Source organism: Mycobacterium sp. MAA66, assembly GCF_041261665.1.
GTDB lineage: Bacteria > Actinomycetota > Actinomycetes > Mycobacteriales > Mycobacteriaceae > Mycobacterium.
The window spans coordinates 56,109-74,164 of the sequence record NZ_JBGCCC010000014.1 but is presented as its reverse complement, the minus strand read 5'-3'; the positions used below and the strand labels follow the sequence as shown (position 1 = coordinate 74,164).

The window sequence follows — 18,056 nt, the reverse complement described above, 5'->3', positions numbered from 1 at the left end:
GATTGGTGAACACTTAAGCTGCGTACGCGGGACAACTCAGGGTCGGAACCCCAACGCAAACCGTAAGCGGTGTGACCGCACTAGCTGTGACTGTTGACCAACAACGAACCCCTCAGATGGCGGCAAGGTTTCCATCTGCTTGGGGCAGGGTGTGCAACAGCGGTCGGGACAGGTGCAGAATTTGGTAGCCGACGCCGGGCAAGGTGCCGTCAGGTCTGCGTTCAGAAATGGCGATCCGGGTGAACCGCCAGGTTTTGGGGTCGATCCCGGTGATGGCGGCCACGGTGTCCGGTAAGGCGGCTATGCCCCGATTGTGTTCTGCCTCTTTGGCGATGGCTTGGTCGATGTTGACGTCCTCTGGCACGTGGTGCCGTTCCAGGTAGAGAAAATTGGCTTTCTCGCTCGGGCCTTTGCGCGCGTCAACGGGCAGCGCCGTGCTGATCTGGGGTCGGCCGTATCGATCGGTCACATAGTTGAAGGTGCCGTCCGACAAGAAGTTTCGAAACGCCTCCTGTTCCCACAGGTACAGCGACGAGTACACGTTCGTCGCTGCGCCGTGGTGGCCCTTCTCGCGGAGCAAGAACGCCTTGAAGAACAGCGCCGGAGAAGTGTCCCAGTATGACGCGGTTTCGGTGTACCGGTTCTTCTCTTCGTCGAGGTCAAACGTGGACGGCAGTCGGTGCTGGTAGTGAACGATGAGCATGTCAGTTCCCTTTCCTGGTGCGTTGCGCGTATGCAGTCAGACGAATAATGAGGGCGGCGGCGACGATGATGAACGCCGGGATGAAGGCCGGGTCGCGTATTGCCCTGGGGCCGTAGGCTTCTGCAAAGTCTGCCCAAATAACGTAACTGCCGACAAGGTGCAACCAATGCCAGGTGTTGGGACCGATGAGGGCCGCGGTTCGGTCGAATGACGTGGCTGTCATCGCGACGATGCAGAGGTACCCGGCGAATAGCGGAAGCATTCCCAGCTGGAGCGAAACATGTTTGAACGGTGGGGGTATGGCGTGCGTGCCCGCGTACGCGATGAGGAGGGCGATGGCGATGGCGTGTATCGCGTGCGAACCCGCGAAGGACACCCCGAGGTAGCGTCGGTTACGCCGAATCCAGCTGGTGAGGTTGTTCGGCCACAGTTGGTGCAGTGCCGCCGCGGTGAATGCGAGCATAAACAGCGCAAGTGATGTACGCCCGGTGAGCAACAACGCTGCGCGGGCACCGCTGCTGCCGCCAATCCCCACGGCCAGTACCGTTGCTACAGAAAAGATTACAGCGATCAGGACCCCGGTGAGCCGCCAACCCTCAACAAGTTTGGTCCTCTGATGAATGGGAAGATCCGTGGTTCTCATCGGATTGTCTTCTCGGAGTCTGGGAGCGTGTGCAACAGAGGCTGTGCGAGGTGCTCGATTTGGTAGATGGCGGCCGCCCCGGCTCCCGTGGGGGCGTTCTCCGAGAGCAGTATTCGGGTGAATCGCCAGGTGTTCGGGTTGATGGCGGCCACGGTGGCGACTGTTCCTGGTGCGGCCGCTGCTGCTTGATTGTTGGCGATCTCGTCCCGGCTGGTCGCGGCGATGTCGGCATCGGGGTGAATGTCGCGGTGTTCGATATAGGCGAATCGGGCATTTTCACCGGGGCCCTTTCGCGCGTCTAGGACGGTGGACGTGGCGATTTGAGGTCGACCGAACCGTTTGACGACATTGTTGATCCCGAACCAGTTGTGCGCGAACACCGCAGGATCAGGGACGAGGAAGTTGCCGAACCAGTCCTCGTTGTCCCACAGATACAACGAGGAGAACCCATTCCAGGCCGCGCCGTATCGGCCTTTCTCCCGGATGAGAAATGCCTTGAAGTACATCCCGGGAACGCTGTCCCACCTAGCTGAATCTTCTTGTGTGAGTTCGCGTTCCCGGGATACCCCGTGCCATTCGGGGAAGCGGTGTTCATAGTGGGCGACGATCAAGGGGTACCTCCACGAGGCTGTTGAGTGTGTGCTGCCGAACACCCATCAACAACTTCGAGGTATCTTTGAGCTATTCCGTGATGACGAAATCGAATGGTTATATCTGATGCCGACCCTAGACCTTGCGGCGGTTCACGCCTTCGTGTTGATCGCTGACCTGCGGAACTTCACCCGGACTGCCGAGGCGACGGATTCAACGCAATCGGCAGTGAGCCTGAAGATCAAGAAACTCGAGCGTGACCTTGGACAACGATTACTCGACCGTTCTCCCCGTGCGGTGCACCTCACGGACGCCGGCGAGCGGTTCCTGGCTCCGGCCCGTGATCTGCTGGCGGCGCACGATGCGGCGCTGCGCGTGTTGCATGCCGAGCCGCTGCGGATAGTCGTCGGTGTCAGCGCCCACGTCGTCGGAACGCGGCTACCGATCCTGCTGCGCCGGCTGAGCAATCAATCATCGGTCGTCATCGAGACCCGCGTGCTGCCGTCCCGGGAAATCCTCGAATTGTTCCGCGAGGGTGCGCTCGATGCCGCTGTTGTTCTGTATGCGGATTCGGCACGCGATCGCCGTCTGGGGCGCGGAAAGCTGATCGCCCGACAAGAATTCGGCTGGATGGGTACCACCGACTTCGCCTATCGGGCCGGCCAAACCCTCCCCGTTGCGACTCAGGGAGATTCTTGCGGTGTGCGGCAGGCCGCGATCAGCGCGCTCGCCGCGGTCGATATCTCGTGGACTGAAACGCTCATCGGCGACGGCATACCCACCATCGCGGCGGCCGCAGTCGAAGGACTCGCAGTGGCACCGTTGGGGCGGCGGGTAGCACCCTCAGGAACTGTCGATCTCGGGCCACACCTGGGTTTGCCCAAACTACCCACCATGGACGTCGTGCTCTACACAACCGTTGTCAAACCAGCAGCCCGGGCGGCGGTGAACACACTCAGCGCGGTAATCCACACGATTGTCTAACGGCCGGGCCGGGCAGCACATAGGTGACCAGGCCGGTCGGTTGCAGCATGGTGCTGGGTCGTGGACCCATTGTTAGTCCGACTTGGGTTGTGCCCACAGCGCTGGCGAGGCGTGCTGGGTCACTTGGCTGAAGAACTGACACGAACGTGGGACGACAGCTCGATGCCATGACCGTGGAATGGTTCATCGCCACAGGTCAGAGCATCAAGACATGCCACGGGATCTGAGAAACTACAGGTGGTCGCGACCGCCGACGCGTGGCCCCTTGAACTTACTGCGCGGTAAGGTGCGATCTATGACGCAGCGCAGCATGCCCACCCTTGATGGCGCGACCCACGAGTATGTTCAGGCAGGTGACGTGCGGATCCACGTTGCCGTGGCGGGGCCCGAGGACGGCCGACCGGTGCTGCTGCTGCACGGCTGGCCGGAAAACTGGTGGATGTGGCACAAGGTGATCCCCGCGCTGGCTGATTCCGGGTACCGGGTGCACGCCATGGACTTGCGCGGTGCGGGGTGGAGCGAGGTCACTGCGACGGGCTACGAGAAGGAGCAGTTCGCCTCCGATGTACTCGCCGCGGCCGATGCGCTGGGGCTCGAGTCCTTCGACCTGATCGGACATGACTGGGGAGGGTGGACCGCGCAGCTGGTGGCGCTGAAGGCGCCTGCACGCATTCGCCGCCTGGCGATACTCAACATCCCGCCGGTGTGGCAGCGGCCGGGCCGAGTGGCCCGGTACGCCCACAAGCTGGCTTACCAACTCGTCGTGGGAGCTCCTGTCGCCGGGCCGCTCTCGCATCTGTCGCCGACGCTGTGGTGGTTCATTCGTCGCAGTGGGATGCCGCAGGAGTCGGTGGACTTCTTCCGCAGCTGTTTCCGCGACCGGGACCGTCGAGTGGCGGGTTCCAAGATCTACCGGTCCATGGTCGGCAAGGAGTTCGCCAACCTGGCGCGCGGTCCCTACGACGATCAGAAGCTCACCATGCCGGTGCGCGTGCTGTTCGGACTCGACGATGTGGCGGTACACCGGTCGCTGCTGGACGGCTTCACGGATCATGCCGACGATCTGAACATCACCGAGGTGCCCAACTGTGGTCACTTCATCGTCGATGAGCAGCCAGAACTCGTGGTGAAGTGGCTGTTGGATGTGCTGGCCGAGCCGCTACCGAGCTGACGTTGCGGGGTTCCGGCCGTGTGGCCCGGTGCGGCTCCCGTCGGCCAAGCCTGAACTCCTCGTATCCCGTGGGTCCAGAGGTCAGCACGTGTCGAGCTGGCGTCCCCGCTGAGGGATCCCGCGGCGCGGTGATGCGACGATTGACCCATGACCGCCACGCTTGTCGCGAAGAACGTAGCCGGCGGATTCGCCCATCGAACCCTCTTCGAGCGTCTCGATCTGACTGTGGCGCCGGGCGATGTAGTCGGAGTTGTAGGCGCTAACGGCGCGGGCAAGAGCACGCTCCTGCGGATCCTTGCCGGGGACCTCGAGCCGCTCGGTGGGGTGGTCAGCCTCGCCCCGGCCGATGGGTTCGTCGGCTGGTTGCCGCAGGAGCACGAGCGGATACCCGGGGAAACGGTCGCGACCTATATCGCGCGTCGCGTGGGATGTGTCGCGGCGACACAGACTATGGAGGCGGCGGCCGCGGCCTTGGCAGACCCGAACCCGCGGTCCACGGATGTGGACCCGGCTGACGCGTACTCAGCTGCGTTGGAGCACTGGCTCGCCACCGGTGCGGCAGACCTCGACGAACGGTTGCCGGGCGTGCTCGTCGACCTCGGCCTTGATGCCGGGGCGGTGCGAGCGGAGTCGACCCTGATGACCGCCTTGTCCGGTGGACAGGCGGCGCGTGTGGGATTGGCGGCGTTGATGCTGTCGAGGTTCGATATCGTCCTGCTCGACGAGCCGACCAACGATCTGGACCTCGACGGACTCGCCCGGCTGGAAGACTTTGTCCGCGACCTGCGCGGCGGTGTGGTGCTGGTGAGTCATGACCGGGAGTTCTTGGCCCGCACGGTGACTCACGTCCTCGAACTCGACTTGGCCCAGAACACGACCGCGGTCTTCGGCGGCGGGTATGAAAGCTACCTGGAAGAGCGTGAGGTCGGTCGCCGGCACCGTCGCGAACAATACGAGGAGTTCGCCGAGAAAAAGGCGGACCTGGTGGCCCGAGCACGCACCCAGCGGGAGTGGTCGAGCCAGGGTGTCCGCAACGCGATGCGCAAGGCACCCGACAACGACAAGAACCGGCGAAGAGCACAAACTGAGTCCAGCGAGAAGCAGGCACAGAAAGTGCGACAGATGGAGAGCCGGATCGCCCGCCTCGAAGAGGTCGAGGAACCTCGCAAGGAATGGGCACTCCAATTCACCATCGGAGCCGCAGCGCGGTCGAGTTCGGTCGTGGCGACACTTGACAATGCTGTTGTGCGACAAGGTGATTTCGTCCTGGGGCCGGTCTCGTTACAGATCAACGCCGGCGAGCGGATCAGCATCACCGGTCCGAATGGAGCAGGAAAGTCGACACTGCTGCGCCTGCTCTTGGGTCGACAGCAGCCCGATCAGGGCCGCGCGAGCCTGGGCGCCAACGTCGCGATCGGTGAAATTGACCAAGCCCGTGCGGATTTCGCGGGTCCTGGGCGACTCGTTGATCGCTTCGAGCAGCGCGTGCCGTCATGGTCGACCGCAGACGTGCGCACTCTGCTGGCGAAGTTCGGGCTACGTGCCGACCACGTCGAACGCGAGGTCGACGAGCTCTCACCCGGCGAGCGAACCCGCGCCGGCCTGGCATTGCTGCAAGCGTGGGGCACGAATGTGCTGGTGCTCGATGAGCCGACCAACCATCTGGACCTCGCTGCGATCGAGCAGCTCGAGCAGGCGATCGAAACCTATGACGGCGCTTTGTTGTTGGTGACGCATGACCGCCGCATGTTGCAGAACGTTCGGGTGGATCGCTCGTGGCTGGTCGATAATGGCCGCGTGGTGGAGCTGTAAACAGGGGCCCTACTCGTCGCCCAGTACGGCCTTACTGCGCGACGGGTTCGATGTCCTCGTGAAACCCGGGCACCCATTTGTCGATGATTGCGGCGTAGTCGATCGTCGCGTCGAGCTGTGCGGCAATCCCGAGCAGACCGCCGAGCACCCGGAACATCATCAGGTAGTTGGGCGGCAGGTTCAGCTGGCGGCTGGTCTTGAGCGTTGCCGTGAATTGTTCACTGCGCAGATCCGTGGCGGTCGCGGCGATTCTCTGTAGCCATTTACGACTGAAGTGGAAACTCTTGTGGCGCAAAGGTTCGATGTACGGCAGCAGATAGGCGTTGATCTCCTCGTGAGACACCGTGGCGCCCGCCGGGATGAAGCCTTCCGCCCGTAGATAGGACGTCATTTCTTCCCACTTCTCATCACGGGCGAGCCGCAGGATCGGCCCGGTCGCTGCCGGCAGTCCGCCCTCGTGGACCGCGACGGCACCGAAGTCCATGACGCCGAAGCGTCCGTCGTCGAGCAGCATGAAATTGCCGGGATGGGTGTCGACGTGTAGCAACCCGCATCGATACGGAGCGCTGATGGTGACTTCCAGCAGCAGATGCGCGCAGTGGTTGCGCTCTTCTTCAGTGCCACTGGCGATGATCTCCGAAAGCTTGCGGCCCTCCATCCATTCGGTGATCACCACCTTCGGCGAGGACGCGACGACCGACGGGACGTAGAACTGGGGGTCTCCGGCGAACGCCTTGGCGAACGCGCGCTGATTGGCGGCTTCAATGCGGTAGTCGAGTTCCTCCTCGGTGCGCTCGATCAGCTCGTCGATGATGCTCTTGACGTCGGCACCAGGAACCACCTGCTTGAACAACGAGGTGAGCAGCCGCAGCGTCTTGAGATCCGCGCGTACCGCTTCGTCCGCACCTGGGTACTGCACCTTGACCGCTACCCTGCGGCCATCGCTCCAGACGGCGCTGTGCACCTGCCCGATGCTTGCGGAGGCCACCGGCTTGTCGTCGAAGGACTGGAAGCGTTCGCGCCACTTGGTGCCCAACTGGGCGTCGAGCATGCGGTGCACCTTGTCCGCCGGCAGCGGCGGCGCATCACTTTGCAGTTTGGTCAATGCTTCGCGATAGGGCTCGGCGAACGCCGGCGGGATAGCGGCCTCCATCACCGAAAGCGCTTGTCCGAGCTTCATGGCCGCGCCCTTGAGCTCCCCGAGCACCTGAAACAGCTGTTCGGCAGCCTTCTCCACCAGCTCGGCGCTGACGTCCTCTTTCGACTTGCCGGCCATGCGCTTGCCAACACCCAGGACGGCGCGACCTGCGATACCGGCAGGGAGGGATGCGAGTTTGGCGGCGCGAGCGGTACGGCCGCGGCGGATCTCAGCCACGGTCGTCATTCTGTCTGCCTATGCCGCCGTTGACAAAGGTGGCCCATTTCCGCGGTGGCGCTCACGGCAGAAACACGATCCGCTCGTCGGAGTCGGGACTTCTCGTCCACGCGTCTGTTACGGCGTCGAGTGGGAGCGTTCGTGCGCGAATATCGAAGGCACCGTTGCTGACTGCCTTGGCGATCTGGGGTACCTCGGTACGGAAGCACCGACCGGCCACTGAACCTATGCCACTGCCGACGATCTGAGTTCGAGTGGATCGCAGTACGGCCGAGATGATCTCGGCGCTCGGGCCGGCCATTGAACCAATCTGAATCCAGGTGAGTTCCTTACCTCGGTCGCTTCGGTGGGTGAGAAGATCCACCATTGCGTTTGCGCTCGGCTCACCCCAGATGTAATCGATGACGATGTCGACATCGCCGGCCTGGCTCAACTCGTCGAGGGGCAGCACGCGGTCGGCGCCCAAAACAGTCAATTGGCGCAGGCGTTGTGGGTTACGGCCGGCGCCGATGATTTCTTTTGCGCCAAAGCGTTTGGCCACCTGAATCGCGGCGCGTCCGGCGTTGCCCGTTGCGCCGAGGATCAGCACGCGTGATCCGTGTGTGAAGTTGATCCGATGCCGCAGTGCTACCCATGACGACATCACCGGGTTCATCGCAGCTGCGACCAGAACCGGGTCGACTCGACTGGGCAATCGCACGCTTCGGTCTTTCTCGATCACGGTGCGCTCAGCCATGGTGCCGAACATGGTGTCGTCGAGCAGGGTGTAATACAGCGTGCCCGCCGCGTCGCGCACGACCGCGTCGATGCCGGGTATCAGTGGCAGTTCGCCTGTGCTGCTGTAGTGCGATCCGTTGGCCTGGGAGCGCACCCGCGGATGCAGGGCCGCGGCAACGACATCGACCAAGAGCTGGCCTTGGTCCGGTATCGCGGTCGGGTCGGGGACGTCCGCGTAGCGGGGTGGTTCGTCGAATGCGTGTACCACGGCGGCTTTCATGGCAGCTGCTCCTTCCGGATGGCCCGGCGCCTCGATGGGCACGGACGCTGAAAATAGATCGTACTACCATCTAAAATAGGTGGCAATACGATCTATATGCGATAGAGTGACGGCGTGAACACGGATGCCGCAGGCCGCAACGAATTGCGAGATGCGTTGGTGCAGATGTCTTTTACGCTGATGTCGGTGCTCACCGAGGTTGCGTCAAGTCACGAGCTGTCGCTCACTCAGTTGCGAGTGCTGGGCATCCTGCGCGACCGCGAGCCGACGATGGCAGAGCTCGCGGTCTATCTGGGTTTGGAACGCTCGACGATCAGTGGGCTGATCGACCGCGCAGCTCAGCGCGGACTGGTTGTCAAGACCGCCGACTCCGTTGATGGTCGCTCGGTGCGGGTATCTCTGAGTCGGCGGGCGCGCGATGTTGAGCGCGAGATCACCGGGGAGATCGCCGTGCGGATGGAGCCGGTGATCGGACGGTTGAGTGCCGTTGAACAGAACAGGCTGACGGCGCTATTGATCAAGACGCTGGGGTAGCGCTGCCGAAGGCCCTTATGGCTCAGACGGATTGCTGCCGGCAGTGACACTGACATCTGCGTGCAGGTTCCGTACGGTAGGCGAGGACGGTACCCGTTGCGGGTCCGGATATGTGCCCAGCAACCGATCGGCGGTGCCGGAGCTGGTGACTGTGAACCAGTACTTCTCGTTCTTGAAGTGGTGGTAGCGGTGATTGCGCCAGATGGCGCGGTAGATCGCGTGGCGGGGCTTGTAGTCGGTGTGGACGAGGTAGTGAATCCACTCGTAGAAGATCAGGAATGTCGCGATGGTCAGCGTGAAGGTGAGGCCAGTCCCATTGTCCGCAAACATAATCGGGGTAATCGCCGTCAACCCGATGATGATCACGACGAGACTCGGCCATGGGATGAAGACCAAAGGCACCGACCGGGGATCTTGATGGTGCAACCGATGGTCGCGCGCCAGTCGTGAGTCGATCCGCACCCGCCCGATCGTGCGGGGACGCCAATGCAGGATGCTGGTGTGGATGATCCACTCGCCGAATGGTGAAAGTGCCACGAGCACAATCGGTATCACGATATCGGCGATGGACCAGCCGCCGACGGCAAGCCGTGTCGCCAGCAGGGCACTGGCCCACGCCACCAGCATCCACGGGCTCGGGTGTCTGACGAATTCGGCCGCCGCGTCGCGCAGGGTCAGCTGCTGGCGGGTCACCGCCCTGCGTCCAATTGGGTGAGGAACGTTGTGAACGCCGCACTGCCGAGGGCGAGCATCGCGGTGGCGGCTGCGCGCGCGCCTTCCGGGTCGCCGTTGCCGACCGCATCGGACAGCGCTCGGTAATGGCCGATGTCGCTGACTTCGGCGGCCATCACGTTGACGAGAACGTCCAATGCAGGCAGGTAGGCGCTGCGCATCGTGTTGAACATCAGCCGGAATGCGATGTTATCGGTGCTGTCGACGACGAGTTCCCAGAAGCCGAGTGCGCGCCACATGCGTTGCAGCGGTTCGGTTTCCGAGGCGAGGTCATCGGTCGCCGAACGCAATCGGGCGCTCGCGTCCGAGTCTGCGTGCTGTGCGGCCAGTGCGGCGATCTGGGGGCCGATGATCGCGCGGGCCTCGATGACACTCGCCAGTCCAGCGCGGTCGACGTCGCCTCCGTGTGCGAGCAGCAGGGGCAGCACGTCAAACCCGGCGTCGAGACGGAAGTCTCGAATCACGGTGGATTCGCCTTGCCGGATCTGAATCAGGCCGGCGCGGTCGAGGCGGGTCAGGGCCTCGCGGACGGCGGTGCGCGAGACGCCCAAAGCCTCGGACAGTGCGCGCTCACTGGGCAGGGTGTCACCTGGAACCCGGTCGCCGGTGAACACCTGCGTCGCGACCTGTCTGAAGATTTCGTCGGGTATCGACTGGCGGCTGATCGGTTGCAACGTCACGTGGCTACCCTAGCTGTGACGCGGCCAGAGGTCTAGTGGTCTGACCACTTAGTGGCAGCGGACCGCCCGAGGGCTTCTAACTGCACGTTGCCGGACCCAGCATCGCCTGCCAGTTGCGCGACCACGCTGCCGGTGAACCCCGTCAGCCGCTCCAGTCCGCGTCGGCGGCGAGGATGCGATACGACCTACGAAATCCACCTGCTTGGTCGGCACGGCTGAGATGGATGCCGAAGTCTTCGGCCGCCTGTTCCCGGAAGAACAGCCGCAGATAGCTACCCAGCTGGGGCCAGGCAAGTTCCTGCCACGGAATTTCGTCCTCGGAGAAGAAGCCGGCTTCGAGACTTTCCGGTCCGCAGAGTATGGCCGGCTCGGTGACCAGTGCTCGGAACACCACGTAGACCTCGCTGATCGTCGGCAGATTGGTGACGGTGTAGAGCGTCAACTGGTCGGCGGCGATGCGTACCCCGGTCTCTTCCTTGAGTTCTCGGGCCGCGGCCTCCTCGAGAGTCTCTTCCTTCTCCATGAAGCCGCCTGGTGCGCACCACAACCCAAATGAGGGCTCATGGGCGCGGCGGCATAGCAACAATCGTTTCCGCCAGGTGATCATCGCCGTCACCAGAATCCGCGGATTCTCGTAGTGCACCTGGCCACACGTGGTGCAGACGTCGCGTTCGCGGCCGTCAACAGCCATCCACTGCCGATCGATCCGGCCACCGCAGCTCGGACAAAAATTCACCGTAGCGACTCCAACAACGCTTCGTCTGTTGCACCGTGCCAGCTTCAGGTGCGTTCCCAGCGGGTCACAGCTGTCTGGGTCATCACCGAACCGTCCGCGACGAGTCGCTAGCGGTGTAGATCCACATCAACATTAGCGTTTACTCGGGTAGATCGCCAGAACCGCACACCCTTCGTGAGCCGCCCGCGCGAGAGAGTAGTAACTACTCATCCGGTTCGGCTTGACCGTCGTTATGGTTTTGGGGGACAACGGTGTCCGACGTCTGCGTCGGCGGCTTCGGTCGCGTGCCGGATGCAGCTGGACCCGTGCTCTTCGAGGTTCGCGACCCGGCTGGACGTGGCACGCGAACCGGTCGCTGGAGCCGAAACCTCAAGAACGTCAATGGCATCGAAGGGAACGACGTGAGCGGCTCGCAAAGGGACGACGCGCAACTCACCAAATGGGACCCGAATCTGGTGAGACGCCTGTTGGAAGTCACCCGGCCGCTGACCAAACTATGGTTCCGGCCCGAGGTCCAGGGGTTGGAGCGGCTGCCGGCCGGTGGCGCGCTACTGGTATCCAACCACTCGGGCGGATACCTGCCGATGGACGTCCCGGTCTTCGCGGCGCAGTTCTATGCCGAGTTTGGTTACGACAAGCCGCTCTACACGCTCACCCACGACCTCCTGGCCAACGGTCCGTTGGCCGACATTGTTGCCCGCATGGGCTTCATTCGGGCCAGTCGGAGCAACGCCGCGACCGCCCTGAAGTCCGGAGGCCTGGTGATGGTGTTCCCGGGTGGGGACTACGACGTGTATCGGCCCGCCCCGGCAAGGAACGTCATCGATTTCGCCGGCCGCACCGGGTACGTCAAGACTGCGATCGAGGCCGGCGTTCCCATCGTTCCGGTGGTGTCGATCGGCGGACAGGAGAATCAGCTCTACCTGAGTCGAGGTGCCTGGCTGGCCAAACAGTTAGGGCTCAAGCGACGGTTTCGTGCAGAGCTCTTGCCGATCTCTTTCGGGGTCCCGTTCGGGCTGGCGGTGCTTCCGGTCAATGTGCCGCTGCCGACGAAACTGGTGACCCGAGTTCTCGACCCGATCGATATCGTCGCCGAGTTCGGCGATACCCCCGACGTAGGCGAAGTCGACGCGCACATCCGCAACGTGATGCAGACGGCCCTCGACGCACTCGCCGCCGAGCGTCGTTTCCCGGTATTGGGCTGATCGCGATGGCCAACCGATCCGGTCGCTTCAGGGAAATCTGCGACATGGTCGCCACTTTGCGCGATGCCCGACTGCTCGCGCCGTTACGACCCGATAAGTACCTGCGCATGGCTGCCGCTGTACGACGCGAACAACGTTCGCTGGTAACCGGATTCGCAATATCTGCCCAACGGTGCCCACACCGCCCGGGACTTGTCGACGAGTTGGGCACGCTCACCTGGAAAGAACTCGATGAGAGGTCCGATGCGTTCGCCGCGGCGATACAGGTATCGCCAAGTGCCGCACCGAAACTGGTGGGCATCATGTGCCGTAACCACCGCGGATTCGTCGAGGCCTTGATCGCCGCATACCGGATCGGCGCCGACGTACTGCTGCTCAATACCGCGTTTGCGGGGCCGGCGCTGGCCGAAGTCGTGAGCCGCGAGGGCATCGACATGGTGATCTACGACGAAGAATTCACGGCGACGGTCGACCGCGCGTTGCCGCCGCAGAGTACTCCGCTACGAATCGTGGCGTGGACCGACAACCCGGAAAACCATGACCTCACCGTCGAGGAGATGGTTCGGGCACACGCCGGAGAGCGTCCCGTACCCAGCACGCGCACCAGCAAATTGATTCTGTTGACCTCAGGTACGACCGGTACCCCGAAGGGCGCCAAGGCTTCCAGCGGCGGACCCGAAGCGCTCGCCTCGATCCTCACCCGAACCCCGTGGCGCGCCGAGGAGTGCACCGTCGTGGCGGCACCGATGTTTCACGCGTGGGGCTTCGGTCAGTTGATGATGGCGGCGATGATGTCCTGCACGGTGGTGACGCGACGCAAGTTCGATCCGGAGAAGACACTCGAGCTTGTCGATCGCCACCACGCAACCGGTCTGTCACTCGTGCCGGTGATGTTCGACCGGATCATGGATCTGCCCAACGAAGTATTGGATCGTTACGATCTTGGCTCGCTACGGTTTGCGGCCGCCTCCGGATCTCGTATGCGACCCGACGTGGTCATCGCTTTCATGGATAGATTCGGCGACGTCGTCTACAACAACTACAACGCCACCGAAGCGGGCATGATCACCACGGCGACCCCGGTAGATCTGCGGGCTGCCCCCGATACTGCGGGGATACCGGCCGCGGGCACCGAGATCGCAGTCTTGGACCACCAGCGACAGAAGGTGAGCTCCGGACTCGTCGGCACCATCTATGTTCGCAACAAGAACCAATTCGGCGGCTACACCTCCGGTGCGACCAAGGAGTTCCACGACGGCTATATGGCGTCTGGAGATGTGGGTTACCTTGACGGCGAAGGCCGTCTGTTCGTCGTCGGCCGTGACGACGACATGATTGTGTCCGGCGGCGAGAACGTCTATCCGATCGAAGTCGAGAAGGCGCTGATCGCCTACCCCGGTGTGGCAGAGGCCTCGGTACTCGGTGTCGATGACGCGCAATATGGTCAACGCCTGGTCGCCTTCGTCGTGCTCGAGGACGGGGCGTCCGCCACAGCAGAGCAATTGCGGCAGCACGTCCGTGACAACCTCGCGAATTACAAAGTGCCACGTGAGATCTTCATCATCGATGCACTGCCGCGAACGAGTACCGGCAAGATCTCCCGCAGTGAGTTACAGAATCGCGTGAGGACCCAGGGCCAAGCTAGTCATTGACCGCCGCGGCGCGCGGCATGGCAGTTGGAACGTCGGACAATGCGGCGGAATAACCTGAAGCACTGCGAATTTCGGCAAAAGACTGGACCATCGCATCCGTTGCAATGTGTGGGTCGGACAAGGTCCGGCCGTCACAGATGATCGAGATGTTCAACTGGTCCACGTAGCTCCACACGGTGATGTTCAGTCCGCAACCCGCCGAAACTGGCCCCACTGAATAGAATTCGCCGACAGTGGCCCCGGAAAGCCTGCCACGCTCGCGCGGGCCGGGCACATTGGAGACCGAGACGTTGAACAACTTGTTCTGCGTGTCGCGTTGAGATAGCCATCGGAACGCGGCCGGTGCCAGCACAGGCGGGATGTAGGCCATCCAACGGCTTATCAGTTGTCGGCCGAGTAGTCGGTCATTCTCCTTGGCGACGGTTGTTGCGATGCTCGTCAGTCGAACTCGCTCCAAAGGATCGGCGATGTGGACCGGCAACGACACGACCATGATGGTCAACGCATTACCGACGATCCGTTCCGGCGACAGGTCGATGCTGGCTGGTACCGAGGCCAGGATCGGCGCGTCCGCCCGGCCGTCGAAGCGGAGAAGCAGATCCCGCAGTGCGCCCGCGGAAACGGCCAGGACCAGATCGTTGATCGTGACGCCGAGGGTTTTGCTTGTTTCTTTGAACTCGGCCAAGCTCAGAGTTGAGCTGGCGAATCTCCTGGTGGGGGACACGACGTGATTCATGAAAGTCGGGGGCGGGTTGAAATGGCGCGCCAGATGAGGGTGATGGCCACGTTCCTGCGCCCGGCCGCGTACGCGGGAGATACCCGTTGCCGAGTCGAGGACAACCCTGGGCAGTTTGCGAAGCTGCCGGACGTGATCGCGGGCGGCTGCGCGCAGCAGGTGTGCCTTCGTGGGCGGTGCAGCGTTCGACACCGGCTCGGCTTCGTCCGACTGCCGGTCGGCCTGGTCCATCGCTCGCGCCAGCAGGTTCGCCGAGGCGATGCCATCGGCAAGGGCGTGGTGCACTTTGCCGATCACGGCGACGCGGTCGCTTGCCATCCCTTCGGCGAAGAACACCTGCCACAACGGGCGCGTCCGGTCCAGCGGTGTGCTCGCAATGGCACCTATGACCTCGTCAAGTTCTCGTCGGCCACCTGGAGCAGGTACCTGTACGCGGCGGATGTGGTAGTCCACGTCGATGGCACAACTCTCGAGCCACATCGGGTGATGCAACTGCCAGGGAACGTCGATCAAGCGATATCGCATCGGGTCGAGTAAATGCATTCGGCCCGAAAGTGTTTGACGAAATGTTTCGAATGAGTAGTCGCCACAGAAGTCGGCAGTGTTGACGACGGCGACCTTGAGGGTGTGATTGTGCACGTTGGGCGTTTCGCTGTACATCAGCATGGCATCCCAGCCACTGAGACGGTTCACCAGTAGCCCTCCTCGCGCGGTTCGAAATTTCTATGGCACTTCGGAGTTCAGGGTGAATCCGGCGCTCAGGATGCCGGGCCGGGACTCTGCATCCCCCGGTGTCGATCATTGTGGTCGATCCCGAGAAATCCGATGAACGGCATTGACACTCCTGCAAATTCGCGACGTGGTGTGCTTTGCGGCGACCGACGGCAGTGCCCGCGAGTCCAACGCTAACGCCCACCACGACCACAGTCAACAGTTATGTTGATCGCCGTCGGGGTGGGAGAAGTGCCTATTGCAGCCTTTGCTCGCTACGATGCCGACTCAATCAGTGATGAATTGTGCCGCAGTGGAATTGGCCCGTCTCCCGAGGAACTGGCTCTTGGCCCGTTTCTCCACCAGTAGTGGGACAAAGTCGCGGACGCGGCTGCTGGCGAAGCCGGCGTAGATCGCCGAGACGGTCGACGCGACGTCAGCGGGAGAAAGCTGAGGAATGGATTGACTGTCGGCGGGCATCCGGTCAGGGGCGTCGCCGCACGGAGAGTAGTGACTACTCCTGGCGCGGTCTGTCGAGGCTGGTCAGATGGTGGTTGGCGCAATGGCCCGGTGGGAATGAATGCAACGTCGAATCGAATCGGCGATCGCTGAGCTATCCAGACTGAAGCACCGATGACATTCCCGAGCTCGGAGCCGACCGCGCTGTATGAAGTGGCGACAAGCAAGGGAGTGAAGGTGTACGTCGACGTACTGTTCAGCCGGACCAAACCATCGATAGTGAGCCTCAGTGACGAGAACAATCTGAGTTTGATCAGCCTGCGAGCGCCCGACTGGATACCCAACGGGATCATCGACGCCGCATTGAAGTCGGTGGGTGCCGGTTGTCTGGACGGCAGCAATACCGCCATCAACGTGGACTGGCTGCGGTCCTACACGGTGGACCGTTCGCCCCAGTGGCACCGCCGCTTCGACAAGATGCTGTCCTATGCGGCGTCCAAGGGTTGGATGAGTGCGGCCGGCACTGCCGTATACGCGTACGTCGAAAAATGGTGATACGTGAAATGCCTCTGACGGCTGGCGTCACCAGAGGCATTTCACCGGGGCGTTACCGACCCAACGGGCTGTAGAAGACGATGCCGTTGCCCTTGTTGTCGTATACGACGGCGCGGCGTTCGTGCGCGTCGTCGTACGGACCTTGCACTATCCCGCCACCGTTGGCCTCGATGGCCTTCGCCGCGGCATCGACGTCCGAGGTTTTGATGCCCACCACGACCTGTCCCGGAATGGGATGGTCTATTGCAGTGGCCAGCGCGAGGGTGACACCACCGCCGTCGAGGGCGGCGAAGTGGGTACCGTCGCGGAACTTGACGTCCATTCCCAAGGTTTCGTTGTAGAACCGGATCGATTCATCGAGGTCGTCAGTCGAAAGAATGATCATCTTGACTTCTGGCTTGCTCAACCGAGTCTCCTAAGGCCGTAATGGTTTTTCGAGTAGGTGTGCGACATCGGAGCTTGTCTGACCGAGATCGGACCGCGGCCGAGAAATCGATCACGATATGCCACGACATCAACGTATATGTTGACCAAATTCGATTCAAGGCCGAAGGTGGTGCTGCATGGTCACCGGTGTCGCGGGGTGAGTGGGCCGATGGAGCGCGGTGGCCGACGAGTTGCCGGTAAGTTTGACATGTGGCCAGCGAATCCGACGGCATAGACCGGTCAGGTCTGCTGGAGGGCTTGACCGGGCAGGCACGCCTCGAGCGTCACGAGCTGGTCGAGTGGCTGCTCGAACGGGGATTTCGTCTAGATCAGATCCGAAACTCGTTGAGCCCGATCATGTTAGCCGCCAATCGCAGCATCGGCGACGACGGGACCGTCCGCTCCGCTCGAGCGGTTGCAGAGTCGAGTGGTCTGCCGGTGGACCTCATCCAGCGGCTCCATTTCGCCGTGGGATTGGCCCGCGCAGATGATCCGGATGAGACCCTGTATTCCCGCTCGGACGCCGAATCGATTGTGCCAGCGGCATCTTTGGTCGCGTTTGGGTTCGACGCCGATGAGGTTGCCCTACTGGTTCGACTGCTGGTGGATGGGCTGACGCGATTCGCGGTGACCATGAGGCAGGCTGCGCTGCAGACGCTGATCAGGCCCGGGGCCACGGAGCTCGAACTTGCCGAGGCGTTGGAGCAGCTCGCCTTGAGGGTCGAGCCACTGCTCGATCCGATGATCAATGGGCTGGCACGACTTACGCTGCGGCATTCGTTCGAGACCGAAGCGATCAATGCCACAGAACGCGCCACGGGGCAGCTCCCTGGCGCCAGGCCGGTCACCGTGGCGTTCGCTGATGTTGTCGGGTTCACGAGATTGGGGGAGGCCGTCCCGCCACAGGACCTGGTCCAGGTCGCGAGCCGCCTGGCCGACCTGACCCGCCGCGTCGTCGTCGAGCCGGTGCGGTTCATCAAGACCATCGGTGATGCCGTGATGCTGGTCAGCACCGACGCGGAGAAGCTGACTCGCGCGGTACTGGACGTGCTTCGTGCCGCCGCGACTGACCAGCTGCCGCCCCTGCGAGCCGGCGTCGCGTCCGGGCTGGCGGTCAGTCGGGCCGGTGACTGGTATGGGAGTCCGGTCAACCTGGCCAGCCGGGTTACCGGTACGGCGCCCGCCGGGGCGGTGCTCGTCACCGAGGAAACACGTGCGGCGATCGGTGACTCCAGTGGCATCGCCTGTTCGTTCGAGAAGGCGGCACATTTGAAAGGAATCCGCGCGGAGGTCAGGTTGTTTCGGGCCAGTGTCGTCGAGGCGACGTAGTCGCTGACAGCACTACCTCGAAACT

At 62.7% G+C, this 18,056-nt stretch carries 19 protein-coding genes; 8 read left to right on the top strand and 11 right to left on the bottom strand.

All coding sequences use genetic code 11. The features are described 5' to 3' along the window. Positions 1-112: 112 nt before the first annotated feature. Genes ABIA30_RS25720 through ABIA30_RS25710 form a run of 3 tightly spaced genes read right to left on the bottom strand, consistent with a single transcriptional unit; the run spans position 113 to position 1,957 of the window. Entirely contained in the window at positions 113-703 is a 591-nt protein-coding gene (locus ABIA30_RS25720; protein ID WP_370070722.1) for a DUF4865 family protein, read from the bottom strand. Position 704: 1 nt separating this feature from the next. Beyond that, a complete protein-coding gene (locus ABIA30_RS25715) occupies positions 705-1,346 on the bottom strand; it encodes a hypothetical protein (protein ID WP_370070720.1) in 642 nt (213 codons plus the stop codon). After that, positions 1,343-1,957, bottom strand: a complete 615-nt coding sequence (locus ABIA30_RS25710) for a DUF4865 family protein (RefSeq protein WP_370070718.1) — start codon at positions 1,955-1,957, stop codon at positions 1,343-1,345. Before ABIA30_RS25710 ends, ABIA30_RS25715 begins: the two co-directional genes overlap by 4 nt. Positions 1,958-2,063: 106 nt before the next feature. On the opposite strand from ABIA30_RS25710, the gene ABIA30_RS25705 reads away from it, so the two are divergent. From ABIA30_RS25705 to abc-f, 3 genes are all read left to right on the top strand, one after another. Continuing rightward, a complete protein-coding gene (locus tag ABIA30_RS25705) occupies positions 2,064-2,921 on the top strand; it encodes a LysR family transcriptional regulator (RefSeq protein WP_370070717.1) in 858 nt (285 codons plus the stop codon). A gap of 295 nt (positions 2,922-3,216) precedes the next feature. Beyond that, positions 3,217-4,092 carry an alpha/beta fold hydrolase gene (locus ABIA30_RS25700; RefSeq protein WP_370070715.1) on the top strand — a complete coding sequence of 292 codons (876 nt, stop codon included), beginning with the start codon at positions 3,217-3,219 and terminating at the stop codon, positions 4,090-4,092. Between the two features lie 147 nt (positions 4,093-4,239). Beyond that, positions 4,240-5,904 (top strand): ribosomal protection-like ABC-F family protein, encoded by a 1,665-nt coding sequence (gene abc-f, locus ABIA30_RS25695; RefSeq protein ID WP_370070713.1) that lies wholly within the window; start codon positions 4,240-4,242, stop codon positions 5,902-5,904. 31 nt (positions 5,905-5,935) lie between these two features. Here abc-f and ABIA30_RS25690 read toward each other — a convergent pair whose 3' ends face one another. Both ABIA30_RS25690 and ABIA30_RS25685 read right to left on the bottom strand, forming a co-directional pair. Continuing rightward, entirely contained in the window at positions 5,936-7,279 is a 1,344-nt protein-coding gene (locus ABIA30_RS25690) for an ABC1 kinase family protein (RefSeq protein WP_370070760.1), read from the bottom strand. Between the two features lie 61 nt (positions 7,280-7,340). Continuing rightward, positions 7,341-8,276 (bottom strand): zinc-binding dehydrogenase, encoded by a 936-nt coding sequence (locus ABIA30_RS25685; protein WP_370070711.1) that lies wholly within the window; start codon positions 8,274-8,276, stop codon positions 7,341-7,343. 114 nt (positions 8,277-8,390) lie between these two features. On the opposite strand from ABIA30_RS25685, the gene ABIA30_RS25680 reads away from it, so the two are divergent. After that, positions 8,391-8,810 (top strand): MarR family winged helix-turn-helix transcriptional regulator, encoded by a 420-nt coding sequence (locus ABIA30_RS25680; RefSeq protein ID WP_370070709.1) that lies wholly within the window; start codon positions 8,391-8,393, stop codon positions 8,808-8,810. 15 nt (positions 8,811-8,825) lie between these two features. Here the strand turns inward: ABIA30_RS25680 and ABIA30_RS25675 are convergent, their stop codons facing one another. From ABIA30_RS25675 to ABIA30_RS25665, 3 genes are all read right to left on the bottom strand, one after another. Then, the gene (locus ABIA30_RS25675) at positions 8,826-9,503 is read right to left on the bottom strand and encodes a sterol desaturase family protein (protein ID WP_370070707.1); all 678 of its coding nucleotides are present in this window, start codon (positions 9,501-9,503) and stop codon (positions 8,826-8,828) included. Continuing rightward, a complete protein-coding gene (locus tag ABIA30_RS25670) occupies positions 9,500-10,222 on the bottom strand; it encodes a FadR/GntR family transcriptional regulator (protein ID WP_370070705.1) in 723 nt (240 codons plus the stop codon). The genes ABIA30_RS25675 and ABIA30_RS25670 overlap by 4 nt, the downstream gene beginning before the upstream one ends. Positions 10,223-10,364: 142 nt before the next feature. After that, the gene (locus tag ABIA30_RS25665; protein WP_370070703.1) at positions 10,365-10,958 is read right to left on the bottom strand and encodes an NUDIX domain-containing protein; all 594 of its coding nucleotides are present in this window, start codon (positions 10,956-10,958) and stop codon (positions 10,365-10,367) included. Between the two features lie 401 nt (positions 10,959-11,359). Here ABIA30_RS25665 and ABIA30_RS25660 point away from each other — a divergent pair, with 401 nt between their 5' ends. Both ABIA30_RS25660 and fadD12 read left to right on the top strand, forming a co-directional pair. Then, a complete protein-coding gene (locus ABIA30_RS25660; RefSeq protein WP_370070758.1) occupies positions 11,360-12,163 on the top strand; it encodes a lysophospholipid acyltransferase family protein in 804 nt (267 codons plus the stop codon). A 5-nt stretch (positions 12,164-12,168) separates the two neighbouring features. Beyond that, positions 12,169-13,815: an acyl-CoA ligase FadD12 gene (gene fadD12, locus ABIA30_RS25655; RefSeq protein WP_370070701.1), complete on the top strand. Its 1,647-nt coding sequence runs from the start codon at positions 12,169-12,171 to the stop codon at positions 13,813-13,815. Here fadD12 and ABIA30_RS25650 read toward each other — a convergent pair. Beyond that, entirely contained in the window at positions 13,805-15,244 is a 1,440-nt protein-coding gene (locus ABIA30_RS25650; protein WP_370070699.1) for a wax ester/triacylglycerol synthase family O-acyltransferase, read from the bottom strand. The two genes, fadD12 and ABIA30_RS25650, sit on opposite strands and share 11 nt — an antisense overlap. Before the next feature lie 306 nt (positions 15,245-15,550). Next, positions 15,551-15,742 carry a three-helix bundle dimerization domain-containing protein gene (locus ABIA30_RS25645; RefSeq protein WP_370070697.1) on the bottom strand — a complete coding sequence of 64 codons (192 nt, stop codon included), beginning with the start codon at positions 15,740-15,742 and terminating at the stop codon, positions 15,551-15,553. A gap of 153 nt (positions 15,743-15,895) precedes the next feature. On the opposite strand from ABIA30_RS25645, the gene ABIA30_RS25640 reads away from it, so the two are divergent. Continuing rightward, on the top strand, positions 15,896-16,276 hold the full coding sequence (locus tag ABIA30_RS25640) for a hypothetical protein (protein WP_370070695.1): 381 nt from the start codon (positions 15,896-15,898) through the stop codon (positions 16,274-16,276). A gap of 52 nt (positions 16,277-16,328) precedes the next feature. Here the strand turns inward: ABIA30_RS25640 and ABIA30_RS25635 are convergent, their stop codons facing one another. Continuing rightward, positions 16,329-16,682: a VOC family protein gene (locus ABIA30_RS25635; RefSeq protein ID WP_370070693.1), complete on the bottom strand. Its 354-nt coding sequence runs from the start codon at positions 16,680-16,682 to the stop codon at positions 16,329-16,331. 230 nt (positions 16,683-16,912) lie between these two features. On the opposite strand from ABIA30_RS25635, the gene ABIA30_RS25630 reads away from it, so the two are divergent. After that, entirely contained in the window at positions 16,913-18,031 is a 1,119-nt protein-coding gene (locus ABIA30_RS25630) for an adenylate cyclase regulatory domain-containing protein (protein WP_370070691.1), read from the top strand. Positions 18,032-18,056: the final 25 nt, after the last annotated feature.